The organism is Peribacillus sp. NPDC096540, assembly GCF_050278525.1.
In the GTDB taxonomy this organism is placed as follows: Bacteria; Bacillota; Bacilli; order Bacillales; family DSM-1321; genus Peribacillus.
In genome coordinates, this window is sequence record NZ_JBNNTG010000012.1 from 75,101 (window position 1) to 101,444 (window position 26,344).

At 39.6% G+C, this 26,344-nt stretch carries 26 protein-coding genes and 1 pseudogene; 18 read left to right on the forward strand and 9 right to left on the reverse strand.

Going from position 1 to position 26,344, the window contains the following annotated elements; genetic code table 11:
- The first annotated feature begins 23 nt into the window (after positions 1–23).
- The 4 genes and pseudogenes from eutH to eutC all read left to right on the forward strand — a co-directional run.
- Positions 24–1,295 (forward strand): ethanolamine utilization protein EutH, encoded by a 1,272-nt coding sequence (eutH, locus tag ACQKMR_RS12785; protein WP_427697619.1) that lies wholly within the window; start codon positions 24–26, stop codon positions 1,293–1,295.
- A gap of 15 nt (positions 1,296–1,310) precedes the next feature.
- Positions 1,311–2,720 (forward strand): ethanolamine ammonia-lyase reactivating factor EutA, encoded by a 1,410-nt coding sequence (locus tag ACQKMR_RS12790; protein WP_427697620.1) that lies wholly within the window; start codon positions 1,311–1,313, stop codon positions 2,718–2,720.
- A gap of 18 nt (positions 2,721–2,738) precedes the next feature.
- Positions 2,739–4,103, forward strand: a complete 1,365-nt coding sequence (locus ACQKMR_RS12795; protein WP_427697621.1) for an ethanolamine ammonia-lyase subunit EutB — start codon at positions 2,739–2,741, stop codon at positions 4,101–4,103.
- A 14-nt stretch (positions 4,104–4,117) separates the two neighbouring features.
- Positions 4,118–4,870: pseudogene (gene eutC, locus ACQKMR_RS12800) on the forward strand (ethanolamine ammonia-lyase subunit EutC); the annotation flags it as partial.
- 29 nt (positions 4,871–4,899) lie between these two features.
- Here eutC and ACQKMR_RS12805 read toward each other — a convergent pair.
- Complete coding sequence (locus ACQKMR_RS12805) at positions 4,900–5,625, reverse strand: DUF4261 domain-containing protein (protein WP_427697622.1); 726 nt, start codon at positions 5,623–5,625, stop codon at positions 4,900–4,902.
- Positions 5,626–5,914: 289 nt separating this feature from the next.
- Here ACQKMR_RS12805 and ACQKMR_RS12810 point away from each other — a divergent pair, with 289 nt between their 5' ends.
- Entirely contained in the window at positions 5,915–6,634 is a 720-nt protein-coding gene (locus ACQKMR_RS12810; RefSeq protein WP_427697623.1) for a YebC/PmpR family DNA-binding transcriptional regulator, read from the forward strand.
- 278 nt (positions 6,635–6,912) lie between these two features.
- On the opposite strand, the gene ACQKMR_RS12815 is transcribed toward ACQKMR_RS12810, so the two are convergent.
- A complete protein-coding gene (locus ACQKMR_RS12815) occupies positions 6,913–8,331 on the reverse strand; it encodes a polysaccharide deacetylase family protein (RefSeq protein ID WP_427697624.1) in 1,419 nt (472 codons plus the stop codon).
- Positions 8,332–8,516: 185 nt separating this feature from the next.
- On the opposite strand from ACQKMR_RS12815, the gene ACQKMR_RS12820 reads away from it, so the two are divergent.
- Together ACQKMR_RS12820 and ACQKMR_RS12825 are read left to right on the forward strand one after the other, a co-directional pair.
- Positions 8,517–9,032 (forward strand): RNA polymerase sigma factor, encoded by a 516-nt coding sequence (locus ACQKMR_RS12820; protein WP_427697625.1) that lies wholly within the window; start codon positions 8,517–8,519, stop codon positions 9,030–9,032.
- Complete coding sequence (locus ACQKMR_RS12825; protein ID WP_427697626.1) at positions 9,017–9,886, forward strand: DUF3298 domain-containing protein; 870 nt, start codon at positions 9,017–9,019, stop codon at positions 9,884–9,886. The genes ACQKMR_RS12820 and ACQKMR_RS12825 overlap by 16 nt, the downstream gene beginning before the upstream one ends.
- 99 nt (positions 9,887–9,985) lie before the next feature.
- On the opposite strand, the gene ACQKMR_RS12830 is transcribed toward ACQKMR_RS12825, so the two are convergent.
- Complete coding sequence (locus ACQKMR_RS12830) at positions 9,986–10,210, reverse strand: hypothetical protein (RefSeq protein WP_053347855.1); 225 nt, start codon at positions 10,208–10,210, stop codon at positions 9,986–9,988.
- A gap of 368 nt (positions 10,211–10,578) precedes the next feature.
- Here ACQKMR_RS12830 and ACQKMR_RS12835 point away from each other — a divergent pair, with 368 nt between their 5' ends.
- The gene (locus ACQKMR_RS12835; RefSeq protein WP_427697627.1) at positions 10,579–12,072 is read left to right on the forward strand and encodes a peptide MFS transporter; all 1,494 of its coding nucleotides are present in this window, start codon (positions 10,579–10,581) and stop codon (positions 12,070–12,072) included.
- Positions 12,073–12,371: 299 nt separating this feature from the next.
- Positions 12,372–12,563, forward strand: a complete 192-nt coding sequence (locus tag ACQKMR_RS12840) for a hypothetical protein (RefSeq protein ID WP_379159581.1) — start codon at positions 12,372–12,374, stop codon at positions 12,561–12,563.
- 213 nt (positions 12,564–12,776) lie between these two features.
- Here the strand turns inward: ACQKMR_RS12840 and ACQKMR_RS12845 are convergent, their stop codons facing one another.
- Complete coding sequence (locus tag ACQKMR_RS12845) at positions 12,777–13,727, reverse strand: hypothetical protein (RefSeq protein WP_427697628.1); 951 nt, start codon at positions 13,725–13,727, stop codon at positions 12,777–12,779.
- 180 nt (positions 13,728–13,907) lie between these two features.
- On the opposite strand from ACQKMR_RS12845, the gene ACQKMR_RS12850 reads away from it, so the two are divergent.
- Positions 13,908–14,069: a hypothetical protein gene (locus tag ACQKMR_RS12850; protein WP_427697629.1), complete on the forward strand. Its 162-nt coding sequence runs from the start codon at positions 13,908–13,910 to the stop codon at positions 14,067–14,069.
- A gap of 54 nt (positions 14,070–14,123) precedes the next feature.
- On the opposite strand, the gene bioA is transcribed toward ACQKMR_RS12850, so the two are convergent.
- From bioA to ACQKMR_RS12865, 3 genes are read right to left on the reverse strand one after another with little or no spacing between them, the layout of a single operon-like run.
- On the reverse strand, positions 14,124–15,506 hold the full coding sequence (bioA, locus tag ACQKMR_RS12855) for an adenosylmethionine--8-amino-7-oxononanoate transaminase (protein ID WP_427697630.1): 1,383 nt from the start codon (positions 15,504–15,506) through the stop codon (positions 14,124–14,126).
- Entirely contained in the window at positions 15,499–16,209 is a 711-nt protein-coding gene (gene bioD / locus ACQKMR_RS12860; protein ID WP_427697631.1) for a dethiobiotin synthase, read from the reverse strand. Before bioD ends, bioA begins: the two co-directional genes overlap by 8 nt.
- Positions 16,188–16,772, reverse strand: coding sequence for a biotin transporter BioY (locus ACQKMR_RS12865; protein ID WP_427697632.1), 585 nt, complete (start codon positions 16,770–16,772; stop codon positions 16,188–16,190). The genes bioD and ACQKMR_RS12865 overlap by 22 nt, the downstream gene beginning before the upstream one ends.
- A 240-nt stretch (positions 16,773–17,012) precedes the next feature.
- Here ACQKMR_RS12865 and ACQKMR_RS12870 point away from each other — a divergent pair, with 240 nt between their 5' ends.
- From ACQKMR_RS12870 to bioB, 3 genes are all read left to right on the forward strand, one after another.
- The gene (locus tag ACQKMR_RS12870) at positions 17,013–17,204 is read left to right on the forward strand and encodes a hypothetical protein (RefSeq protein WP_427697633.1); all 192 of its coding nucleotides are present in this window, start codon (positions 17,013–17,015) and stop codon (positions 17,202–17,204) included.
- Entirely contained in the window at positions 17,201–18,364 is a 1,164-nt protein-coding gene (gene bioF, locus ACQKMR_RS12875; RefSeq protein ID WP_427697634.1) for an 8-amino-7-oxononanoate synthase, read from the forward strand. Before ACQKMR_RS12870 ends, bioF begins: the two co-directional genes overlap by 4 nt.
- Positions 18,365–18,501: 137 nt before the next feature.
- The gene (gene bioB, locus ACQKMR_RS12880; protein WP_218973287.1) at positions 18,502–19,467 is read left to right on the forward strand and encodes a biotin synthase BioB; all 966 of its coding nucleotides are present in this window, start codon (positions 18,502–18,504) and stop codon (positions 19,465–19,467) included.
- A 56-nt stretch (positions 19,468–19,523) separates the two neighbouring features.
- Here bioB and ACQKMR_RS12885 read toward each other — a convergent pair whose 3' ends face one another.
- A complete protein-coding gene (locus ACQKMR_RS12885; protein ID WP_427697635.1) occupies positions 19,524–20,450 on the reverse strand; it encodes a substrate-binding domain-containing protein in 927 nt (308 codons plus the stop codon).
- A gap of 147 nt (positions 20,451–20,597) precedes the next feature.
- Between ACQKMR_RS12885 and modA the strand changes: the two genes are divergently transcribed.
- Entirely contained in the window at positions 20,598–21,401 is an 804-nt protein-coding gene (modA, locus tag ACQKMR_RS12890; RefSeq protein WP_427697636.1) for a molybdate ABC transporter substrate-binding protein, read from the forward strand.
- A 207-nt stretch (positions 21,402–21,608) separates the two neighbouring features.
- On the opposite strand, the gene ACQKMR_RS12895 is transcribed toward modA, so the two are convergent.
- The gene (locus tag ACQKMR_RS12895; RefSeq protein WP_427697637.1) at positions 21,609–22,355 is read right to left on the reverse strand and encodes a hypothetical protein; all 747 of its coding nucleotides are present in this window, start codon (positions 22,353–22,355) and stop codon (positions 21,609–21,611) included.
- Positions 22,356–22,753: 398 nt separating this feature from the next.
- On the opposite strand from ACQKMR_RS12895, the gene ACQKMR_RS12900 reads away from it, so the two are divergent.
- The 4 genes from ACQKMR_RS12900 (at position 22,754) to ACQKMR_RS12915 (ending at position 26,223) form a co-directional block, all read left to right on the forward strand.
- Positions 22,754–23,452, forward strand: coding sequence for a response regulator transcription factor (locus ACQKMR_RS12900; protein WP_427697638.1), 699 nt, complete (start codon positions 22,754–22,756; stop codon positions 23,450–23,452).
- A gap of 3 nt (positions 23,453–23,455) precedes the next feature.
- On the forward strand, positions 23,456–24,817 hold the full coding sequence (locus tag ACQKMR_RS12905) for a sensor histidine kinase (protein WP_427697639.1): 1,362 nt from the start codon (positions 23,456–23,458) through the stop codon (positions 24,815–24,817).
- A gap of 86 nt (positions 24,818–24,903) precedes the next feature.
- Positions 24,904–25,605, forward strand: coding sequence for a polysaccharide deacetylase family protein (locus tag ACQKMR_RS12910; protein WP_427697640.1), 702 nt, complete (start codon positions 24,904–24,906; stop codon positions 25,603–25,605).
- 18 nt (positions 25,606–25,623) lie between these two features.
- A complete protein-coding gene (locus ACQKMR_RS12915; protein WP_427697641.1) occupies positions 25,624–26,223 on the forward strand; it encodes a DedA family protein in 600 nt (199 codons plus the stop codon).
- Positions 26,224–26,344: the final 121 nt, after the last annotated feature.

Below are 26,344 nucleotides of genomic sequence, written 5' to 3' on the forward strand. Positions count from 1 at the left end.
TCATAATTCAGGGGGGAAAACGTATGGAGATGGTTGGGAATTTCGTTATTTATATCATTATGACTTGTGCAGTGCTAGGTGCTTTTGCGTCCATTAAAGATAGTGAGCAAGGCTTGGGCAAGCAATTTATGGAGGGGCTGCATACCGTTGGCCATATATTCATTCCTGCAGCTGGAATTATGGCGTCGATTCCTTATTTATCATGGTTCATTGATAAAGTGTGCGGCCCGATTTTCGCCGCGATAGGCGCAGACCCTGCCCTCGCTGCCACATCGATTTTGGCAACTGACATGGGTGGTTACCAATTAGCAGCCCAACTGCAGGAGACATATGAAGGCTGGATCATGGCGATGATTGTTGGTTTCATGTCTGGGGCAACGATTGTGTTTTCGATTCCGATGGGGTTGGCAATGCTAGAGAAACGTGATCATAAATATATGGCACTTGGCGTCATGTCCGGAATTTTGACGATTCCGATAGGTGCCTTTATCTCAAGCGTACTAGTCGTTGCAACGAACTCAAAGATACGCGAAGTGATTTCTACAAATGCGGATTCTACATATGCATTCACATTAAGCTATTTGAAAATTGCCTTGAATCTTTCGCCGCTTCTTATTTTTGTCGTATTGCTTGCATTAGGTCTTTATTTCTTACCAGATATGATGATTAAAGGATTTATGTGGTTTGGGAGAATAATGGATGCTGGGATTAAACTCGTATTAGTGTTCTCGATTGTAGAAATTTTCACTGGGCTGTTTTCTAATGTATTCGGTGCTTGGGGGTTTCATCCAATCATGGCAGATAAGGCGGATCAGTTCCGTGCCCTGGAGACGGCAGGATATATCGGAATAATGCTTGCAGGTGCTTTTCCGATGATTTACCTGATTCAAAAATATGCAGGCAAGCCGCTTGAAGCAATGGGTGGAAAAGTAGGATTGAGCAAGGAGGGGAGTGCAGGAATTCTAGCCACGGTTGCCAATATATTAGCGATGTTCAAACTTATTAAAGATATGCCGCCAAAGGATAAGGTTATTAACATTTCCTTCTCAGTATGTGCTGCCTTCTTATTAGGGGATCACTTATCCTTCACGGCAAATTTTCAACCTTCCTTAATTTTACCTATCATTGTAGGGAAGCTATCTGCTGGTGTTATCGGAATCGGTCTGGCTTATTGGCTGTCAGTTCCGAAGGCTTTAGAATTAGAGAAAAAGGATCGTGAATTAGGCGTAATCGGTTTGAATGAATATAAAGAAAAAAACAAGGAAGAAAAGGACAAGCAAATTCAAGTGGTTTAAAACTGAGGTGAGGTTTTGCTAAATAAACAGTTTGAACGAATCATCAGTGCAGGAATTGATATTGGCACAAGCACGACGAAGCTTGTTATCAGCGAGTTTTCACTTATGAATGTGGCGGGCGGGGGACAGGTGCCGAAAATTGAAATTACCGATAAGAAAGTTCTGTATCGAAGCCCGATTTTCAGGACCCCGCTTTTATCGGATACAGTGATTGATATCCCGGCGGTTCAAAGAATAGTAGAAAGTGAATATCATCATGCTGGCATCACGATGGAAAAGATTCAAACAGGCGCAGTCATAATCACAGGAGAGACGGCAACAAAACAAAATGCAGAAGAAATGGTACACCAGTTGTCTAAAGCGGCAGGGGAATTCCTAGTTGCAGCAGCAGGCCCGGATTTAGAGGGAATCATTGCCGCAAAGGGTTCCGGTGCTTATCAACATTCGATAAAGACAAGAAAAACTATAGCAAACATTGACATTGGCGGAGGAACAGCAAATATTGCCGTATACCGTTCGGGTACGCTTTGCGGTACATGCACCTTACACATCGGAGGTCGTTTGATGGAATGGGAGGGGGCGAAGATGAAAGTCGCTCCTTCGATTGAAGAATGGCTGAAAACAAAGGGATATTCTCCTTCGAAAGAGAATAGGGGAATAATTACAGATGAGATGGCTAAGGTGCTGGCGAGGTTTTTGGAAAAATCATTTTCGAAAGAAGACGAACAGCTTTTAGTAGGAAAGGTGCCATCTTGGACAGGGAGCATTGATGGATTAATGTTCTCGGGTGGAGTCAGTGACTGCATTTATCATGAAGAACTGATGTGCACCAGCTTTCAGGATATCGGCATGACGCTTGCCACTTCTATAAAAGAAAATAAAGAATTGGCTAATTGGGAGTGGGAAAAGCCAGTTGAAACGATTCGTGCGACCGTTCTTGGAGCCGGCACCCATACAACCGAGATCAGCGGGGCAACAATTGAAGTGAATGATTCCCATCTACCGGTACGAAATATCCCAGTCTATCGGATCGATTTTCAAGGAGCTCTGGAGCAAGGTATCGAGGGAATGTCAAAAGCGGTGCAGGACGCGATTACGATATACGACCCCCAGCGGGAAGGACAGAATTTTGCTTTTTATTTAACGAACCTACCATATCTATCATTCCGGGACATTCAGCTGCTCACGTATGCTTTTACTGAGGCACTGAAGCAAAAACCGAATCAGCAGCAACCGCTGATAATTGTCATGGATAGCGATTATGGGAAGGTGCTTGGCCAGACCTTTCTAACGTATCAGCCGGAACAGCCGGTTATCTGTATCGATCAGACACAGGTAGAGCATGGTGATTATTTAGATATAGGAAGGCTATTGCGGTCAGGGGTTGTGCCGGTTGTTGTTAAAACACTAACTTTTCACAACTAAGAAATGGAGGAGGATATGATGAAATTATCTACACAATACTTTGGGAAAACCTATCAATTTACTTCGCTGAAAGACGTCTTGGCAAAGGCAAATGAAGAGAAGTCAGGGGATAGACTAGCGGGGATTGCAGCAGAATCGGTTCAGGAACGGATTGCAGCGAAATCGGTACTAAGCGAATTGACTTTAGCAGACATTCGAAACTATCCATTACTCTCTCCGGATGAGGATGAGGTGTCCCGAATAATTGATGGACTCATCAATCATAGCATCTATCAATCTGTGAAAAATTGGACGGTTGCCGAGCTGCGGGAATATATTTTAAGTGACGAGACGACTGGCGAAGATTTAATGAGGATAAGTCGAGGACTAAATAGTGAAATGATTGCTGCTGCAACAAAGCTCATGTCGAATCTCGATCTCATCCATGCAGCCAATAAAATTGAAGTGCTTACCAAAAACAATAGCACAATCGGATACAAAGGAACACTTGCCTCCCGTCTTCAGCCTAACCACCCGACTGACAATGTGGAAGGGATGCTTGCTTCTTTAAAGGAGGGGCTTTCTTATGGAATTGGGGATGCACTTATTGGAATCAACCCTGTCGATGATTCAGTGGAAAGCATTAAAAGGTTGTTAAATGCCACTCAGGACGTAATTCAAAAATGGAATATTCCGACCCAAAATTGCGTACTTGCACATGTGACCACTCAAATTAGAGCCGTACAGCAGGGAGCACCTGCTGATATGATTTTTCAAAGCATAGCCGGGACAGAAGCGGCCAATCGTTCTTTTGGGATTAGCGTTGAATTGCTTAAAGAAGCCAATGAGGTAGCAAAGTCCTATGGAACCGGCACAGGTCCACAACATCTTTATTTTGAAACGGGGCAAGGTTCGGAATTATCAGCGGAAGCCCATTTTGGAATTGATCAAGTGACACTTGAGGCCAGGAACTATGGCTTTGCACGCTATTTTGATCCGTACATCGTCAATACGGTCGTCGGATTCATCGGTCCAGAATATCTTTATAACAGTAAGCAGGTCATTCGCGCCGGGTTAGAGGATCATTTTATGGGGAAAATGCATGGCCTGCCGATGGGAGTGGATATTTGCTATACCAATCATATGAAAGCTGATCAAAATGATATTGAGGATCTGGGTGTTCTTTTATCCGCGGCTGGTGTGAATTTTATCATCGCTACTCCAATGGGGGATGATTGTATGTTGAACTATCAGTCTTTGAGTTTCCACGATATAGCAACATTGAGGCAAACGATGAATAAGCGACCTGCACCTTTATTCGAATCTTGGCTAGAAAAGATGGGTCTCATGGAAAACGGCAAGTTGACGAAGCGCGCGGGTGATCCGACTATTTTTAACCGTTAGGAGTGGATGATATGGGAATAAACGAACCATTTAATGAGGAAGAATTGGAAGCCTTGATAACGAAAACACCTGCTCGAATCGGGATAGGCAGAGCCGGGACACGTCCGAAGACGGATTCTTGGCTGAAGTTCAGGTTTGACCACGCTGCGGCGGTCGATGCTGTATATGGTGACGTAAGTGAGGCTTTGTTGAAACGGTTGAATCTGTTCAAAGTAAAAACGAGGGCGAGTGATAAGGAAGTCTATTTGCGCCGTCCAGATTATGGCCGAAAGCTTTCGGATGAAGCAAAGAAAATGATTGAAGCCAAGTGCATAAAGGGCCCTATGGTTCAAATCATCATTTCAGATGGCTTAAGCTCCAAGGCAGTGGAAGAAAATGTGGAAGACGTCTATCTATCTTTTAAACAATCTTTGCTAAGGGCAAACTTGGATGTCGGTACTCCCTTTTATATTGAAAAAGGAAGAGTTGCTGTGATGGATGATGTCGGTGAAATTCTAAAACCAAAGGTCATTGTCCTGTTGATTGGTGAACGGCCGGGACTTGTCAGTGCTGAATCACTGAGCGCCTATTTTTGCTATGAACCTTGCTTGGGTACCATTGAAGCAGAGCGGATGGTCATCTCTAACATCCATAAAGGCGGCATTCCACCGGTCGAAGCTGGGGCGCATCTCGGCACAATCATTCAAAAGATCCTTAAATACCAAGCAAGCGGTATGTCACTCGTGAAGAAAGAAAATGAGGAAGAAAAGAGTGCGGGATCGGCTTAAATAACAAAAATAGAGGAGCTTATAGCTCCTCATTTACTTGTCCCTAAATTCCATAATCCAAATGGGTTGTAGAAAGGGTGGTCTTCCTCGTACCTAAAGTCTTGAAGACTAGTCAATATATAGGTGGGTGCATCTGGTTGTACAGAAAAGGTTTCACCATTAGTAAAGATGGGTCTTTCTCCTGCATGATAATAATTAAATGTGTTAAGTAAATCAGCTGCCTCTTTTGGACTCATCGTGTTAAGTGTCACAGCATCTGGGAGACCAAAAGCTTTCATTCCAAATGAACAATAATAATCTTCCTCGCCAATAATCGTAACAAAATGGGCATAAACCGAAAGAATATCCGGGGTACGATTAAGTTGTTGCCAATCCTCTTTTGAATGTGCAATGCCTGAGGTTTCTATTTTTACTGCCATTCCGCCAGCCTTCAGGATTGCTGCCCCAGCATCAATCAAATCAGTAATATTTCCAAAGTCAGATACATCAGCAATTATATAAACTGTAAAAGTATGATCATTGATTTCCTCTAATAAACGCTCCGAAAAGGCTCCTTTACTTGCATAGGAAAAGGTCTCTTTTAAATTCGGTTCATAATCATAGACTTCCACTTGAAAAGTTATGTTCTTATCCTTGTTATGCAAAATATGACCGGCTAGCAGGTACCCTTCACTTTGAGAAGCCACAGCTTGAATCAATTCTGTTCGGTTCTTCCACTTTCCGGGTATCCCGATAATAATTTGAGTATCTGTCATGAAGCATCTCCCCTTTCTAATCATTTTATACTATACTACTCTTGACGTTTTCCATAGTATTAAAAAAACAAAGTGCCAAGTTAGGGTCAATTAGTTTGCAAGAGATGATGTACAGGACTTTTTCAAATTTATACAATTGATGTATAATATAATCTAGTAATCGTATAGCATATCTTCCACGGAAATTAATTATGGATTTCCTTTGTAGTTATATGAAAAAATGCTGTAGTGGCAAGAAACATAGTAATCAAATTTGTGTATATTCAATGATGAAAGAGAGTGGAATATAATGGGTCGTAAGTGGAATAATATCAAAGAAAAAAAAGCTTCAAAAGATGCAAATACAAGTCGTATTTATGCTAAATTTGGACGTGAAATTTATGTAGTGGCCAAACAAGGTGAACCAGATCCAGAATCCAATCAGGCTTTAAGAGTTGTACTTGAACGTGCGAAAACGTACAATGTGCCGAGAGCAATTATTGACCGTGCGATTGAAAAAGCAAAAGGCGGTTCTGAAGAAAGCTATGACGAACTTCGTTATGAAGGCTTCGGACCAAATGGATCAATGGTTATCGTAGATGCGTTGACAAACAACGTGAACCGGACGGCATCAGATGTGCGTGCTGCATTTGGTAAAAACGGAGGGAACATGGGAGTAAGTGGATCTGTAGCCTATATGTTTGATGCAACGGCAGTTATCGGTATTGAAGGTAAAACAGGGGACGATGTGCTTGAACTATTAATGGAAGCGGATGTTGACGTTCGTGACATTCTTGAAGAAGAAGAAGCGGTTATCGTTTATGCTGAACCTGAACAATTCCATGCTGTACAAACGGCATTTAAAGATGCGGGCATTACGGAATTTACAGTAGCAGAGCTAACGATGCTTGCACAAAATGACTTAACCCTCCCGGAAGATGCACAATCACAATTCGAAAAAATGATCGATGCATTAGAAGATTTGGAAGATGTTCAACAGGTCTATCACAATGTGGATCTTGGAGAATAAAAGAGTTGAGCAGACCTTTGCTATGTAATCAAAGGCCTGCTTATTTTACATTCATGGGGCACTGAGAGCCTGGAATGTAAATGACGGACTTGATGAATTGGTTTCTTTTATGATTGAAAAATCATTGGCAGTTCCATTTTGAACCTCAGCGCCTACTAAAGAAGATATTAAAGGCTTTAATGAAGGTGCATAACAAGGTTGAAAATAAAAGGAGAGAAGGATAGATAAAAGCGAATTACTTCAGCTTCTATCTATCCTTCTCTTTTTCGTTTAATCTATTATTCTTGTAAGTCGATACCGTAAAGTGCGCGGTCTTTTTTTACTTGCTCTAGTTCGGAAATTGTAACCAGTTGATATCCTTGGTCATGCAGTTGTTTGATGATTTCCACTGCAGCCTGGGCGCTGGTTTGGTAAATATCATGCATAAGAATGATTTTTCCGTCTTTGGCTTTGCTCATTACTTTGTCTACGATCTTCTTTTTATTGCGATTTTTCCAGTCTTCAGGGTCAACATCCCAAAGTGTGACATTCATATCTTTCATATATTCCCGGACATTATCGTTAATCGCTCCATATGGGGGACGAATAAGGTCTGGCTCAGCTCCGGTAGCTTTTTCAATAGCGTCTTGAGTCTGCTCAATTTGACTTTTAATTTTTGTCTTGTCTAGACGTGTCAGTTGCGGATGATCCCAGGAATGGTTGCCGATTTCATTTCCTTGTTCAGTCATCTTTTGCAGCACCTCTGGATAGTGTTGCACGCGGCTACCAAGCACAAAAAAGGTAGCATGTGCATCATACTTGTTTAGGGCTTCCAGGATGGACATAGTATAACTTGGATGTGGCCCGTCATCGAACGTTAAGGCGATTACCTTTTGTGATGGGTCAATCCATTCATTTTTCACTGGAAGCTTGGCGACGATATGTTTCGGTTGCAATTCCTTTACACGATCCTGATTTAAATCTTTACTTTGATATGAATCTAGCAAACTATTTTTGAAAAGTTCTTTATTAATAGCTATGGTTTGTCTCTTAGATGAGTCTCCATCCTCATAAGTCTTTACATAGAATACAAGCGTATTTTTCAGCACTGAAAAAGAATCAAAGTTGGCTGCTTTTAGTTGGGTTTTATTCTCAATAAGACTTTTTGAAATGCCTTTTTCTTTCCCCTCGGTTAACTCTTCAAAAACAATATCAGATAAATCGGATAAATAATCAGTATCCGTGGCAAAAATGTCTTCTATAGAGAGTTTTTTCTGAGATGGAATATCATAAGTGAAGATCTGGGATTCAGACAGCGTCTTTCCTGCTACTTGTTCATACTTATCGAAGGAAATGGTAATGGTTTGCTTGCTGAAATGGAGTATCGTATAAGTGAGGTTAAGCTCAGAAGATGCTTTTCCGCCAATGGCTTTCCATTTCTTTTCGTAATCTTTTATTTCTTTTTTTATGTAAGCTTCTAGTTGCTTGTCGATATTTTCTATATGAAGAACGGGCCTACTTACTGAATACCCGCCTTTCGTATCATCTTTTACATACGTTTGAATATCAGCCTCTGGGTAATTTTGATCATTTGAATAAGCCGAAACAGTTTTCTTCTTATCAAAAGCTAGGCTTTTTATAGCTAAACCTATTGTTCCCACTGCAGCTGTTAAACAAAATAGAAAAATAAAGACCTTTTTATAATTTAATTTCCTCATGATGCATTCCACCTCGATAATCATTCTACTATATAGACGCGCCAAAAGCCTTAAAAGTTTGTAAAAAATTTCATTTTTTTATATGGAAATTTTTCTTTAGCTATTTTCAAACTTTTAAAGCCCGTCGAGCGTCTATCCTTTGTACCTAGGATACGTAATTTAAATGTAAGGAGCTCTTTAAGGCAATGAAAAATCTAGATATGGATCAATTAATAGCGTCCCGGATAACCGAAAGGCAAGAAAATTTGTACAGACTTGCTTTTTACTATGTGAAAAATAAAGAGGATGCGCTTGATATCGTGCAGGAATCAATCAGAAAAGCGCTAGCCTCCAGCAGCAAAATTAAAGATGCTGCTTCTATAGACAGCTGGTTATATAAGATCATAGTCCGAACCGCACTTGACGTTCTACGAAATAAAAAGAAACTGACAATTGCGGATGATGAAACAATAGAATACTTACGCAGTGGAGAGGAAGATCACTATCAGGACCTAGATTTGCAAAAGGCCTTGGAGGGACTTCCAATCAAGTATAAAACGGTAGTCATTCTTCGCTTCTTTGAGGACTTGAAGTTGGAAGAAATAGCAGACGTGTTGGAAGAGAACGTAAGCACAATTAAAACGAGATTATATAAAGCACTGCAACTATTGCGGATCAACATGACTGAACAGGAGGAAACGAAAAAATGGAAAAAAAATTAAATGATCTGCGAGAAGAGTATCTTCAAACACCAATCCCTAAGGAATTAAACGATGTCGTTCAAGCGGCCTTGAATGAAAAACCTAGGAAAAAGCCAAGGGTTGCCAGACCCATATGGATTGCTGCAGCAGCGGCCATGCTGATTGTGACAGCTTCCGTAAACATAAGCCCGGCAGCGGCAAAAGCAATGAGCGACATTCCGATAGTTGAAAAAGTCATCAAAGTGATTACATTCGTTGAATGGAATGAAGAAGAAAATAATTCCTCAGCAGTTATTAAAACACCAGCTATTTCAGGTCTGGAAAATAAGCAGCTAGAAAATAGCTTAAATGATAAATACTTAGCGGAAAGCAAACAGCTTTATAAGGAATTCGCGGACTCCATGTCTACTTTGAAGGAAGGAGAAAATGGAAATATCTCAGTCGAAAGCGGATATAAGATATTGACCGATAATGACACGATATTATCCGTCCAGCGTTATACCGACAAGATTCAAGCTTCCAGTTCTACAGAAAGCCAATTTGATACAGTTGACAAGAAAAATGAAGTGCTATTAACGTTAAATAGCTTGTTTAAAGATGACCGCTATCTTCAGGTAATAAACGAAAATATTAAGGAACAGATGAAGCAGCAAATGGCTGAGGACTCAAATAAAATATATTGGGTGGAAGACGATGAATTTGTTGAGTTTAAAGGTATTGATGCAACACAAAACTTTTATATTAACAAAAATGGCAAGCTTGTGATCGCTTTTAACAGCTATGAAGCAGCACCAGGATATATGGGTGCAGTTGAATTTACGATCCCGACCAAGGTAATTTCAGATCTTCTTGTTGGGGATCAATATATTCACTAAGAACTTATTTATTTAAACTTATATGTATGAGGAACGATTTGTTTTTAAAACGGAGAACTCAAAATACTCGTGAATTTAAGACGAACCAAAGTTACGCGATTACAGTAACTTTGGTTCGTCTTTTGATTCCCCAAATTTCATCTGATCCAGTTCGAGCCTCATTTTTTCCGTTTCAATAAGGAAGTTCTCGTGTTTAAGTTTTTCGAGTTCTAATTCGTCTTTAATCATATTATGTTTGGTTTTTGCTTGTTTTTCGAAATGGCTTGTTAGGATTCCAATAATGGGAATGGAAAATATCATTACAACGGTTACTAACCCTATCATATTTGTGCCTCCTCGTTTTTTTGTTATTTCTATTATACGGTGTATATAACGGTTTTGGTTGAGGTTTTTTTCAAAGTTCACTTTTTCCCACTCTTATATTTTCGGATTCACATTCTCATTATTTTGTGCATGGTAACCAAACTGATAGGAAACGTAATACATCAGTGAAGTTAGGGCAATATATCATTCATGGCAGCTTCCTATTAGACTAAATTGATTGGGTGTTTTTTTAGGGGAACTTTAGTGTGATTTGCTTTGTTAAATAGCTACTATTATTTATTTTGTAATTAATTATTTAAATATACTAAATATTTGTTTACAATAAAGAAAATAAAAGTTATTATACAATAATAAAAGGAGGGCTAGGTATGGCAACGATAAATAAACAGAAAATTGTGGATAGTGTACCTCAAAAAGGTTTTTTTGGAAACCCAAAAGGACTATTCACCCTTTTCTTTACTGAGTTCTGGGAGCGTTTCTCCTATTATGGCATGAAGGCCATTCTTGTTTACTATATGTATTACGAAGTTTCTAAAGGGGGACTAGGTCTTGATGAACATACAGCCCTTGCCCTAGTATCCATCTACGGATCTTTAGTATATATGTCCGGTATAATTGGCGGATGGCTTGCCGATAGGATTTTCGGGACTTCAAAATCCGTATTTTACGGTGGTATCTTGATCATGCTCGGGCATATTGTCCTTGCTGTACCAGGCAGTCTCTCCATGTTCTTTGTTTCCATGGTACTCATTGTTCTGGGTACTGGGCTATTAAAACCGAATGTTTCCAGCATTGTAGGGGAAATATACGCGGAAAATGATGATCGCCGGGATTCCGGTTTCAGTATATTCTATATGGGTATTAACATGGGTGCATTCCTTTCACCGTTTCTTGTCGGTACAGTCGGAATGAACTACAGCTTCCACCTTGGTTTTGGCCTGGCGGCAATTGGTATGTTAATTGGACTCATCGTCTTTGTTGCAACAAAGAAAAAGAACCTGGGCCTAGCTGGAACTCTTCCTGCTAACCCATTATCACAAAATGAAAAGAAAACCGTATTCACTAAATTGGGAATAGCTGCATTGATCGTAGCTGCTATCATCGGTATCACTGCCACTAAAGGTATCTTAACGATTAAAACCTTTATTAATCTTGTAGGTATCCTAGGGATCCTTATTCCGACCCTTTATTTCATTTTCATGTATCGCAGCCCTAAAACAACTTCTGTTGAACGTTCACGATTGATAGCCTATATTCCTTTGTTTATAGCAGCTGTCATGTTCTGGGCAATTCAAGAGCAAGGTGCAACTATATTAGCAAATTATGCAGACAAACGGACACAGTTGAATTTTGCTGGATTGCAAATAAACCCGGCATGGTTCCAATCATTGAACCCTTTGTTCATCATTACCCTTGCACCAGTATTCGCATGGTTATGGATTAAACTAGGAAAGCGCCAGCCGACCATACCTCAAAAATTCTCAATAGGTCTACTGTTCGCCGGTTTATCATTCCTGGTGATCCTGCTTCCTGTTTATTTCGGTGGATCAGATTCATTAGTCAATCCGCTATGGCTTGTACTTAGCTATTTCCTTGTAGTGCTTGGAGAACTTTGTTTATCCCCTGTTGGACTTTCAGCGACTACAAAATTGGCTCCGGCCGCATTCTCGGCACAAACGATGAGCCTGTGGTTCCTGGCAAGTGCAGCAGCACAAGCACTAAACGCACAAATCGTCAGATTCTACACTCCGCAAACCGAAATGGCTTATTTTGGAGTGATCGGCGTTGCTTCAATAATCCTTGGACTGGCCCTGATGACCTTATCACCTAAGATTCAAGGTTACATGAAAGGCATTCGCTAACACTTAGCCAGCAGTAAGGAAAAAAGGAATGGACTATATAATGAAGATGACCTCTGAATTAAACGGGGTCATCTTTTTTATTACAATGATTATCATGTTTTGTGCATCCTCCGGAAATCCCTTTGTTTGAGTAGAGTGACATCATTCAACAATTGTCGGAAAAAAAGGGCATCCAATGGGGGGCGGCCTTTCTGATTCCATCCATTCCTTGAAGGAGATGATCAATAGCTGCGCATAAAAAAGGCGTTTAAACATAATTATATAAAACGATAGGTGTTTTTATGGCTAGGAGGGAAGTTATGGAGGTAAAGAAGTATAAGTATGAGTTACTATTGAGAAGAGCCAGGAAAGTCGGGTCCAAGCCAAAAGGTACCGAAATACCATCTTCACCTGTATGGAGTCCTAATCATATAAAGTCAGCTAAGGATTGGATCGGCAGGAGCCCTATTTTGGAACCGTACATCAACACATATCTTGGACTCGAAAAATAACCCCAGGAGTCATCTTCAGGGGTTATTTTTAATTTACATTTGATAATACTTTTTTTACTGACGGACTATTCGGCGTTAACTTGTTCGAATGATAAGTTGGAATAACGACCTCGTGAGGCTGAGACTTACCAACCTTACTTGCGGATTTAAATAGTTTGGATTTACTATATTTTCTTTTAGGTAAAGACATCGTTATCACCTCTTTCCTTTATTTTACTTAATTTCTTCCTCAGATTCAACATCTTCCTCTTCTTGGATAGCCAAAGATGTGTGATATCTTCGGTATAATTCATATGTTAAGGAAGCTAAGCCTGATACTAAATGGCCGTCATATTCATCAAAAATGGTTCGATAACTCTTTAGGACAATGACATAAGTAATGAAGCATTCTTCCTCAGTCAGCAGATTTTCTTCCGCGTGAATTGTATGGATCATAAAGTTTTTAAAGTGTATATATCTATCATTCTCTTTATTGATAGGAAGCCCGATCCCTTTCACTTTTGCAGTGGGAAGAGATTTTTTAACAAGTTTAGGAACTGAATAATTCTTTTTAAACTTGGTTTCCGTCACTATATCAAATTCAAAATGGGAGTCCCAATTATTTTTATAGTGATCTCTCATGTAAAAGAGCATTTCTTCAAGAAAGTCCTTATAGCTTGTATTATCCCTTTCAACCTCTAAAATCAATGATTTAAAATCCTCTTTTAACCAGTAAGAGAGAAGTCCGAATTTATCTTGTTGAATAGTCAAATTCTTAGCTACCTCGATAGCTTGAGATTCCCTTTCAACTTCGAGAGTCATGAATTTAAACCTTTTAACGCTTAATAGCGGAATTGGTATGAGTATAAAAATGAATAGCAAGATTAAGAAGTAACCGACATGTTCAAATATAATTTTTGCTTTTGGTGATTCCGCCAATGGTTTTAAAACCAGTGATGTAGCGGTGGGATCCTTTTCAATGGCACTGCTATCCTTAGCTTTTTCATCACTTTTACTTGATTGTTCCTGCTTCGACTCTTCAACGTAACTAGCAGGAGCCTGAAAATAGCGTATAATTCCAGAAACGATAATTAGAATGAGCAGACTAATATAAGCAAATGTATAGAAAGTCCTAATCCAGTCTTTTCTGGTAGGGGAATCATACGCTTTTTCTTTGCCTGACAAAACGATCCACCTCTTTCTTTTTACCCTGATTATAGCAGAAATACCCAAAAATAATAAAATTTTCTAACGTTTAGTTATATAATGGGACTACCTTAAGTTTGCAAAACTGCTTAGTTCAGGTGAAAAATTCACTTTCCAAAAACGTGAAGTATGTATGGAATTAACCAGAGGAGGTGCAGGATGAAAAAGGGGCCAATGATGATTTGCATTTTATTAAGTGCAGCCGTGCAGATGATTGGTTTAACAGTTGATTTCCCATGGAAGGGAATCACGCTGTGGACATTATCTGTGCTTTTTCTTTTAATGGCAGCGTATTTCACGAAGTCCCCTGCGAAGAACTGAAAATCCAATCGAAAAGGAACCGGAATGAGACATGCTCTTCCGGTTCTTTTTATATCAGTTTGCTGCTGGGATCAATCCGTTGTGCAAAGAAACGTCCTGTATCGAACGGTAGACAGTTTCGACCATAATATTCAGTTCTGCTTCTGACATGGAAAGAATGGGCATCATCGTGATGACGGGGCCAAGTTCCCGTATAATCAGACCATTCTCCCGAGCGTTTTGAATGATGCTTGAAACGATATTTTCTTGGATTGTGAACGGTTCTTTTGTTTGGCGATTTTTAACGATTTCTATTCCAATCATGAGACCGCGCTGGCGGACATCACCGACAATCGGAAGTTCATATAGTGATTGCAGTTTTTCAGATAGCTGCTTGGCTTTTTTCTGGATGTCTTTGATGAGATCTCGTCTTTCTATTAATTCAATATTCTTCAGAGCCAGGGCACAGGCTAGTTGATTCCCTGTATAGGTGTGGCCGTGATAGAAGGTTTTATGTTCATCGGGTTCTCCTAAAAAAGAATTAAAGATTTGTTCGTTCATGATAGTGGCCGCCAGAGGCATATAGCCTCCAGTAATCCCTTTACCGATGCACATAATATCAGGGACGACATCTTCTTGTTCGCAGGCAAACAATGTACCGGTACGCCCAAATCCTACCGCTACTTCGTCACAAATCAATAATATATTGTACTTCTTGCACAATTGTTCGACCGCTTTTAAAAAGCCAGGAGGGTGGGTAATGATGCCGGCTGCTCCTTGAACAAGCGGTTCGATAATCATTCCTGCAATTTCCTCTGCTTGGTCTTGAAGCAACTTTTCCAGCTCATCAATACAATAGTTTTTCACTGCTTCTTGATCCCCGTATTCAGCCATTCGATATGTAAAAGGAGAAGGAGTTGGTATCCGTTCAAATAGTAGAGGTTTAAAAATTCTATGGAATAAATCCATTCCGCCGACACTCACTGCTCCAACCGTATCACCGTGGTACGCCTCGTTCAGGGAGACAAATTTGTTTTTATGTTGATATTTTACAGGATCGATGTTTTTCCAATATTGATAAGCGACTTTAAGGGCGATTTCTACAGCTGCAGATCCTGTGTCCGAGTAAAAGACTTTCGATAAATGACCAGGAGTAATCTCTGCTAATTTCTTTGCCAGTAATATGGATGGTACATTTGCAGATCCTAGCAGTGTAGAGTGTGCGACTTTTTCCACTTGGTCAATGAGAGCGTTGTTTAGTTCTGGTTCATTATGGCCGTGCACATTGACCCATAATGAAGCATAACCATCCAAATACTGTTTGCCTTCCACATCAAAAAGGTAGCTCCCTTCCCCGCGTTCAATGATTAACGGTTTACTTTCTCGATACGTTTTCATTTGTGTAAACGGATGCCATACATATTCTTTATCCCATTTTTCTAAGTCATGACTATTCATTCTTGAACACCTCTTTTAGTTGTTGGGTAAATTCATGATTACTAAGTAAATCGAGTATGTAGACTCTCAGATCCTTTCTTACGTCGGCAAGTGTTGGTATGCAGGCGAGGCTAGAGAGTCCTGTGAGCTTTTCAACGGTTAGGATATTGTCGCGATGAATCTCATCGTCGGGCCGATAATGGTTATATAAAATAGTTTTGACGCAAATATCATGCAATTTGGCATACGAATGCGTAGTTATGACATTATGAATCGATCCTAAACCGCTTGTAGAAACGAAAATGGCCGGCATGTTGCGATCTCTAATTAAATCGGTGGTCATATAGAAACTGTCCGCTCGTTCAATGAGTGGTACGGCCAATCCCCCAGCGCCCTCGACTAACACGATGTCATACATTTGTTCGAGTTCGTGAACTCGTTCCACGACCTTTTGCTCGTCGATTTGTTGCCCTGTTAATTTTATAGCTAAGTGTGGCGATGTTTCTGGTTCAAGCATGTAAAACCCAGGTGCCCTTACACCAAGTTCCTGCTCAAACCAAGAAATGTCTGGGTATGTATTCGTTTCATGAATCAATCCTGTTTGAAACGGCTTAAATATTGCGACGCTTTTTCCCATTGATTGAAGAGACATATAGAGTAAACTCGTGACGACGGTTTTTCCGATATCCGTGCCAGTTCCGGTTATAAAGTAGGCTTGGCCCATGGGTGTTTCAGCTCCTTTATGTTTGTAAATCGTGCAATCCGCGGTCTTACCTGCTGAATGATGATGGCACATAAAACACACAGCAACAAATCACCAGGTGCAGGTAATAAGAAGCCGTAAAAAATAGTCTGGTAGATTGAAAGAGGTGTTTCTACAACCCACTTCATCGCTCCATAAAGCCATATACAGCCAATTAAATAAACAGTCAGCAATGATGCTAGGTTAGCGAAGAAAATGGAACGAATCGTGGAGAGATTAAGCCTGTTAATCAACCATCCGTTCACATAGGCCCCGAGTATATAACCAAGCAAATACCCGAAAGTGGGTTTAAATATATAGCCAAAACCTCCGCCCTCGGCAAACACCGGTACTCCTATAAGGCCGATTAAGACGTAGCATAGTTGACTAAGTAAACCGAGACGTGGTCCTAACAGAGCCCCTGCCAAATAGACTGCTAGAATTTGAAGCGTGAACGGTATGTAGGGAATAGGGATCTTAATAAAGGCACCAATGGCGGTTAACGCAGTAAATAGGGCCACGTAAGAGATCGTTTTAGCTTTCAAGTTTTTAACCTCCTTTTTTTGAAATGGTAGGTAAAATGCCCATTATTAGTGTGCATGATTTATATTTTATATGTCAACTATTTATTATTTTGGTTAACATATAATTATCGATTAATAACGGACATAGGAAAATATTGAAAATTAGTAATTGAATAATTTTTTCTTTGTGTGTTATTATTCTTTTTATATGTTAACTTATTTTAAAGTTAGTTAACATATAAAAGCTTGGAGGGAACAAATATGACAGGAGAAATGTTGATGCAGGATGAAATCCCCAGGGAAACAGCGATATTTGTGACGCCCTTTTTCACTGATGAAACAATTCTTCGAGGAAAATCCAATCATCAGCGAGAATGGGACGAAGCCCCACTCCTAGGTAACGGATATTGGAATCCTATCTATCGATCGGTTCACGAGGTTAGTGAAAGATGATTTGGGAGAAGGAACTAGAAAAGATAAAAGAAGGAGGACTTTACAGACAACTACAAACCGTTGAAACAATGAGCAATCAAGGATATGCCATGGTGAACGGGAAAAAAATGATGATGTTTGCCTCCAATAATTACTTAGGGCTTGCCCAGGATCACCGATTAATTGAGGCCTCTGTTCAAGCGACTCAAAGATTTGGTACGGGTTCCACTGGGTCACGATTAACAACTGGCAATACAATTGTCCATGAAAAACTAGAAAAAAGACTTGCTGAGTTTAAGCAAACGGATTCAGCGATTGTGTTAAACACAGGATATATGGCTAACATAGCAGCGTTAACGACCCTTGTTGGTAAGGAAGATCTCATTTTATCCGATGAGATGAATCATGCCAGTATTATTGATGGCTGCCGTTTATCACGTGCTGAAACTATCATTTACCGTCATGCTGATTTACTCGACTTGGAAATGAAACTCAAGATTAATACCCGCTACAGGAAAAGAATAATTGTAACGGATGGCGTCTTTTCGATGGATGGTGATATTGCACCATTGCCAGGCATTGTCGAACTTGCCAAGCGTTATGAAGCTCTTGTTATGGTGGATGACGCACATGCAACGGGGGTTTTAGGCAGATACGGAAGGGGAACTTCTGAACATTTTGGGCTGAAGGGGAAAATAGATATCGAGATGGGGACACTCTCCAAAGCTGTAGGTGCAGAAGGAGGGTATATCGCTGGGAGCAGGTCTTTAGTTGACTATGTCTTAAATCGAGCCAGACCGTTTGTCTTCTCTACGGCCTTATCAGCAGGAGTAGTGGCAAGTGCACTTACAGCAGTCGATATCATTCAAGCAGAACCTGAACGCAGAGTACGCCTTCGAGCCATTAGCCAGCGTCTTTATAACGAATTAACCTCCCTGGGCTACACAGTGTCGGGGGGAGAAACTCCGATTCTTGCCATTATTTGCGGAGAACCGGAACAGGCTATGTTCCTTTCAAAAGAATTACATAAGCATGGAATTTATGCACCAGCTATCCGTCCGCCAACGGTACCTTCTGGAACTTCACGGATTCGACTTACGTTAATGGCGACACATCAAGAAGAACAAATGAATCAAGTTATCGACGTGTTCAGAACAATTCGAACCACTAGATACAAATAGGGTGTTTGGTTTTCAAGGGAACTTATCGCGGCGAGGATGATTAATAAAGACATAAACTAGATTCATAGGATGAATGGGATGTACAACATATAAGAAAAGAGGGATTAGGTTTGGAAACACTAGTAAGGGATTGGAAGATGCTTGCGGAGAATGTAATCAAAGGGTATAAAGTAACAGCGGAAGAAGCACTAGCTATTGTACAAGCACCTGACAACGAGGTTTTAGAGATTTTGAATGCAGCTTTCCTTATTCGCCAGCACTACTATGGAAAAAAGGTTAAGTTGAATATGATTATTAATACCAAGTCAGGTCTATGTCCTGAAGATTGTGGCTATTGTTCGCAGTCAATCGTGTCGGAAGCTCCCATCGATAAATATGCTTGGCTTACCAAAGAGAAGATTGTTGAAGGTGCGCAAGAATCAATTCGTCGTAAAGCAGGCACTTATTGTATTGTTGCTTCTGGCCGTCGTCCAACCAATAGGGAAATTGATCATGTCATTGAAGCGGTGAAAGAAATTCGTGAGACAACTGATCTTAAAATATGCTGCTGTCTAGGTTTCTTAAATGAAACGCATGCCAGTAAGCTAGCTGAAGCGGGGGTTCATCGCTACAATCACAACTTGAATACATCTCAAGATAATTATAAAAATATTACATCCACACATACCTATGAGGACCGTGTAGATACAGTCGAAGCTGTAAAAGAGGCCGGAATGTCTCCATGTTCGGGTGCCATTTTTGGTATGAATGAGTCTAATGAAGAAGCAGTAGAAATTGCCCTATCCCTACGCAGCCTTGATGCGGATTCTATTCCTTGTAATTTTCTCAATGCGATTGATGGTACACCACTTGAGGGAACTTCTGAGTTGACTCCAACTAAATGTTTGAAATTAATTTCGATGATGAGATTTGTTAATCCAAGTAAGGAAATTCGTCTTGCTGGCGGTCGCGAGGTGAACCTCCGTTCCATGCAACCCATGGCACTTTATGCAGCAAATTCTATCTTCGTTGGCGATTATCTAACAACAGCTGGACAAGAACCTACGGCGGATTGGGGCATTATCGAAGACCTTGGTTTTGAAATTGAAGAATGTGCCCTTTAACCTATTTAAAAACTGCATACTAAACAGGAAGGCTGCTGAATCAGTAGCCTTCCTGTTTAAAATGTCTCGTAAATGATAGAGCCTGTCTGGGAAATATCATAATCACCTAAAGCGTTGATTTCAGTTTGAAATGGATTCGATGTTAAAATGCGCTTAACAATGTTTATGAGCTGTTCGTTTTTCGGAGATTTTAAAATAACAAGGTCGTAACGTTCTGTAATTAATGGAACAAAGTCGATTCCAACGATTTTTGCAGCTTTTTCAATTCCCACACCCACATCCGCTATCCCAGCAGAAACAGCTGAAGCCACACTTAGGTGGTTGGTCTCTTCGTTTTCATATCCCTTAAGATTTTTAGAAGAGATTCCGTGAATCCTTAGCTGCTCATCAAGAAGAATTCGTGCTCCCGATCCTCTTTCTCGATTGATGATGGCCAAGTCTTTCTGTTTTAAATCAGTCCAACCTGTAAGGTCTAAAGGATTTCCTTTTTTAACATATAAACCAGCTTTCCTTGAAACAAGATTAAGTAAAATATAAGGATAACCTACCAAAATCTTTTTTATATAAGGAAGATTATATTCCCCAGTATCTCCATCAAACATATGCAAACTAACGATGTCTGAATCCCCATTGTACATGGATATAAGCCCGCTTAGACTTCCTGTGTTAGATCGTAATGTTTTATAGCTGGAGTCCTTCTCAATGTGCTGCCCTAGTATGTCTAACACCATGTCTTGCCCACTAATGACAAGGTTAAGAGAATTCTTCACTTCATTTCTATGGGGTTCGGCAACAGAAACTGGGGATGTATGGGACTTATGGTTATTAATATACATCTCCAAGTCTTTTGCATCCATTCTCATCTGCCTTCCCACACGGAATACAGGGAGCTCCCCTTTTTTTACAAGATCATAAATCGTCAATTTAGATACCTTTAAAAGCTGTGACACTTCCTCGATGGTATAGGAAAGCTCTTTTGACATGTGCATCCCTCCGTTCTTTATTGTATCTTAGAGTCCTTTAAAAAGAAAATTCACAGCAAAAAGGCATTGATTAAAACCTTTTATCTGTCTTATACTAGATATAATTAGATATAACTAGTTATAACTAGTTAGAAAGGGAGAGAGACTTTGAAAAAAATATATCTTATGATTTTCTCGCTTATGCTGCTTGTGATAGTGGGCACAGGGTGTTCAAGTGATGAAGAAAAAGGCACAGAAAAGCAGACGCAACAAGCTGACGAGAAAGTAGAATTGACGATTTCGGCAGCCGTAAGTTTACAAGATGCCTTAAATGACATTAAAACTGCTTTTGAAAAAGAAAATCCAAATGTGAAAGTTAACTATAACTTTGGAGCTTCTGGAGCTCTTCAACAACAAATCTCTCAAGGAGCACCTGTGGATCTGTTTTTCTCTGCTGCAGAAGATAAATTTGATAAATTAGTAGATGAAGATCTTATTGAAGAGAAAAAAGGGATTGATTTAGTTGGCAATGAACTAGTGCTAGTAGTGCCAAAGGATTCCGATAAAGGGATTGAATCGATAGAAGACCTTACTAAATCTACTAAAATATCCATCGGTACCCCTGAGTCAGTACCAGCAGGACAGTATGCTAAGCAAACATTAGAAAAACTAAACCTCTGGAAAGAGATTGAAGAAAAACTGGTGTATGCCAAGGATGTTCGTCAAGTGCTTACATATGTAGAAACAGGAAATGTAGACGCAGGACTGGTTTATAAAACAGATGCCTTAAGCTCAGAAAAAGTAGAAATCGTTGCAGTGGCTGATGAAGACTTACATGATCCGATTATCTATCCGGTAGGTGTGATAAAGGAAAGTTCGCACCCTAAAGAAGCCCAACTATTTTACGAGTATCTCCAAAACAAAGATTCAATGAAGGTTTTTGAAAAATACGGATTTAAAGATCTTAAATAATTGAAAGGGCCACCAATTTGGTGGCCTTTTCTTTTGTGCGCCCGGCATGGGTGCAATCTATAAGGTGAAACCCGAACAATGAAGGCTGTATCAAGTAAATGTAGCAGATAGAACGGGGAAAGATTGTGCTCTTTCCCGGAGGTCTTTAACCTGTTCAGTGTTGGACAGCTGAATTTTTAGAAGATTGTACTTGCCCTACTCCTACCCTTACTCCACAACTTTGCTCTCATCTCTTTTTGTTTTGGTCAAATAGAATACCAAGCCTAAGATTATAACGAGGAAGACCAAACTAGTTCCCGTCGTACCTAGACCAAGGCCACCCTTATCACGAGGCTGTGACAGGTAGTCGCCAAGGGAGGCGCCAAGAGGACGGGTCAAGATGTAGCTGATCCAGAAAGAAAGCACTGCATTTAGTTTGAAACCGAAATGGGCGACTGTTACCACCCCAATCAATGCCGCGAACATAAGGGCCGACTTCCAGTAGCCGATATCGAGACCTTCTGCTATGAGGTCACCAGCTGCTGTACCCAAGGCGAAGGTGAACAAGATGGCCAACCAGTAGAACACTTCTCGTTTGGATGTGTGGATAGTGTGAATGGACAGCGTCTTTTCACTCGCGTACCAAGCCGCAAACGTCGCAAGCATCGCCACTGTGAATATGATAGTTGTCGTCACCAGACTGACCCCGAGATTGTCCACAAGGTTGTCGGTAACCAGCGTGCCTACAATGCTAATCATCACTACCGTTAGCCAGTAAATCCTTGGCACATACTTATTCGCTTTGAATTGGAAGAAAAGCGTTATGATCAAAAGAACACTCATGATTAAGGTCGTATTGGCCAAGCCCAAGTTCAGATTATCACTCAGGAAGTCTGCAGACGTCTCGCCCACAGTGGTTGCCATTATTTTGATGATCCAGAAGTAAATGATGACTTCCGGAACCTTGTTCAACATCCGCCGCTCTATGGATGGACTTTTTGTATCAGTTATTTATTAATCCCCCTTATCTTCTATTGCTTTATTTCGTTTTCGATAAAACCTTATTGGTCAGTTCATTTGTTCTGTAGATTGACTATATCAAGTCGTCCTTAACGCAACTTGAAAAAAGGATTAAAAATCAATTAAAAAGCGAAATTAAAAGCAAAATAATGCTAAATTGTAGAAAGAGCATTTCAATAATAAGTGGAAACGAGTAAAATGCAGGACTTTGGAGCAAATATAGAAGGGTATTGAATTATTAGCGAAGGACAATTTTCTGTATTTAGGATGAAACTAATATCCATAGCTAATTTTGATAAATACATGTGGATGTGGCTTCCTTGCCATATTACACTCAAGTAGGAGTGTTATAAATGAAACAGCGTATTTTGGTTGTAGAAGATGAAATCCAGATAGCAACGATTTTAAAGATAGAACTCGAGTACGAAGGATATGAAGTGCTTGTGGCCCATACTGGTAAGACGGGGTTGGAAGTAGCACTACAGGAAAAATTAGATTTAATACTTTTAGATGTCATGTTACCTGAGATGAATGGTATTGAAGTTTTAAGAAGGATACGAAATGAGAACAGCTTAATGCCAATCATCCTATTAACAGCTCGTAATATTACGATGGATAAGGTGACGGGACTAGATCAGGGAGCCAATGACTATATAACGAAGCCTTTTGAAATTGAGGAGTTATTGGCAAGAATACGTTCTTGCATTCGCCAGAATTCAATAGCTGCCAAAGCTTTAAAAGAAGAGGAATCGATCTTATCAATTAAGGATTTATTCATTAATCTCGATACTAGGGAGGTTAACAGGGGCGATTCGTCCATAGCGCTAACCCCTAAGGAATTTGATTTACTCGTTTATTTACTAGCCAATAAAAACAAAATCGTGACACGAGAAAATATCCTGATGAATGTATGGGGTTATGAGTATGAAGGGGAGACCAATGTAATCGATGTATATATTCGTCATTTAAGAAAGAAAACGGAAGAAGGATTTTCTGATCCGACTATTATTCAGACGATAAGAGGAATTGGCTATACAGTAAGGGAGAATTAAGTAATGAAAATTACAACAAAAATTAACCTGATTACGACAGCTTGGATACTCTGTGTGTTGGTTGCTGTCAATGCTGTTGTATTTTTTTCTTTTATGAAAATTACTGTAAACATGGAAGAGGATGTATTACTACACAAAGCGCAAAATATCATTGCTGAAATACAAAAGGATGATACTCCTCAAGAAATAGAGAAAAAATTAACCACATATTTAACGAATCATTCATTTATACGGATCATTCAACCTGATTCTCAAATTAGTAGCGAAGTATCGAGCGACCATTATTTGACTACTAAATTTAAAGGAGAATTTTCAAGTGAGCTAGAAACGCAAAGAAGCACCATTATACAAGCGCATAAAGAAGAGCAAATATTAATTGTGAGGGTTCCCATCCTATCTAATGGTAAAGTTGTTGAAACTTTAGAAATTGGAGATAGATTACTAGGACTGGAATTAGGGAAGGATGTATTACTTTCCATTCTGACATTTTGTACGCTATTAGGGGCGGGGTTATCGTTGCTAGGCGGCAGGTGGTTATCGAATGTAATTATGAGACCTATTTCCAATATGATTAATACGATGGAGGATATTGAACAAAGCGGTATGCCGAAAAAAATTACCATTCAACAAGAAACAAATGATGAACTGCAAAAAATGGCTGTTACATTCAATCGGATGATGGGAAGATTGGATGCAAATTTGGATAAACAGCAGCAATTTATTTCGGATGCTTCTCATGAAATAAAGACCCCGCTTACGATTATAAAAAGTTATGCCGATCTCCTGCGAAGAGGTCGCATACAAAACGAAGAGAAAGCACTTGATGTTATAAATGTAATTCATTCAGAGGCAACCCGAATACAGAAAATGACGGAAAGGCTGCTAGAGTTAGCCGATACAGAATTGGAAAATACTTTAGATTATAAATCATTGAATGTAATAACTTTATGTCAGAACGTGTTTAATCAATTTAAAGAAGTCTATGATCGGGAAATAGATTTTCATTATCAAGAAGATTCCATTACGGTTATAGCAGATGAATTGAAGATAAAACAGGTGATCATAATCCTTTTAGATAACGCAATCAAATATAGTACAGACAAAATTGATGTGTATGTAAAGGATCATTTAGACTCTACTGTCATCCGGGTAAAAGATTATGGGATTGGAATACCTGAGTGTGAAATAGAAAATATCTTCGAACGTTTTTATCGGGTGGATAAGGCTAGGAGCCGGGAAACAGGTGGAACAGGGCTAGGTTTGTCGATAGCCAAAAATATAATGAATCAACATAATGGGGAAATTAAAGTGGTCAGTACCGATGGAATAGGAACAGAGGTGGTATTGTCCTTACCCAAAAGGTAATCTGCTACTTGCTTAATTCAGACTTGAATGGATTAAGAAGGTGCAAGATAACTTGCCGCTAAATACAAGAATGAGGTGTTCTGTGAGTGACACATATATGGATGATTAGCTTGAGTATCTTATTATTGCTATTTCTCGTATATACGATTGTCCCAACGGTATTTATTCGTGTAAGCGGACTGGGCATAACCAAAAATATCAAGAGGAATAATAGGATAGCCTTAACTTTTGATGATGGCCCCAACCCTGAATATACGACACAATTACTTGACCTTTTAAAAAGGTATAAGATAAAGGGTTCGTTTTTTGTTGTGGGCAGTAAGGTGAAAAATAACCCTGAAATCATTAAACGAATGCATGAAGAGGGACATACAATTGGAATCCATCATTTTTATCATATTTCAAGCTGGGTCCTTTCGCCATTTCGTTTAAGGAAACAGTTAGATATGACTGAAAAGGCCATAATGGAATGTACGCATGAAAAAGTCACTTTTTACAGACCTCCATGGGGCCATTTTAATATTTTTACGAAAATAGCCAGTAAGAAATATCAAGTGATCATGTGGTCAGACATTTTCGGAGACTGGAAAGTGGAAACATGCAAAAATGACCTGCTTAATCAATTGCGAACAACGTCAACAGATGGTTCCATTCTCCTGCTCCATGACTGTGGGGAAACTTTGGGGGCGGATAAAGAAGCACCTCGATATATGATTGAAGCCTTGGAAATTTACCTACAGGAAACAATAAAAAAGGGAACACAATTTATTACATTAAAAGACTTATAACTGATTCGAGGGGATTTTATGAATATAGAGAGTATCTTACATTTTATTGACTTATATGGCTATCTTATCATTTTTCTTTTTTTATTCATGGGCATTGTGGGTATTCCCGCTCCAGAAGAATCTCTTCTATTTCTAATCGGAGTCTTGATTGGACAAAATAAGCTCTCTTTTGGTTTAGCCACGCTGAGTGCATTTCTTGGAGCCTTTATAGGGATGCTTATCGCTTATGTATGTGGGAAATACGTTGGGTATCCATTTATAAATAAATTTGGAAAATACGTGGGCATTACCAATGAACGCTGGGAGAAAGTACAGGGAAAGTATATGAAAAATGTACAAAAAACAATCGTGTTTGGATTTTATCTACCGGGAATAAGACAAATTAGTCCGTATTTTGCAGGAATCAATAATATCCCCTTCTGTAAATTTCTCCTCTTCTCCCTGTTAGGCACGATTCTCTGGACTGTCCCTTTTATAGTGGCAGGGTATTATTTGGGTAATGCCTTTCATATAAATCCGGAATATGTTCCACTTTTAGGTGTAGTATTCATAGTCTTTTTATTAATATACGTTTCTATCAATTATATGAAAAAGAAAAAAAAGAATGTCCAAAAATAGGCCCACATCGCAAGGATGATTCCCGTCCCGATTGGAATAACCAGTTTCTACAATTGGTTTTCTAATCGGGCTATTAAGTTTAGAGAACGGGACTTAAGAACCCTGAACGTATCATTAAAAA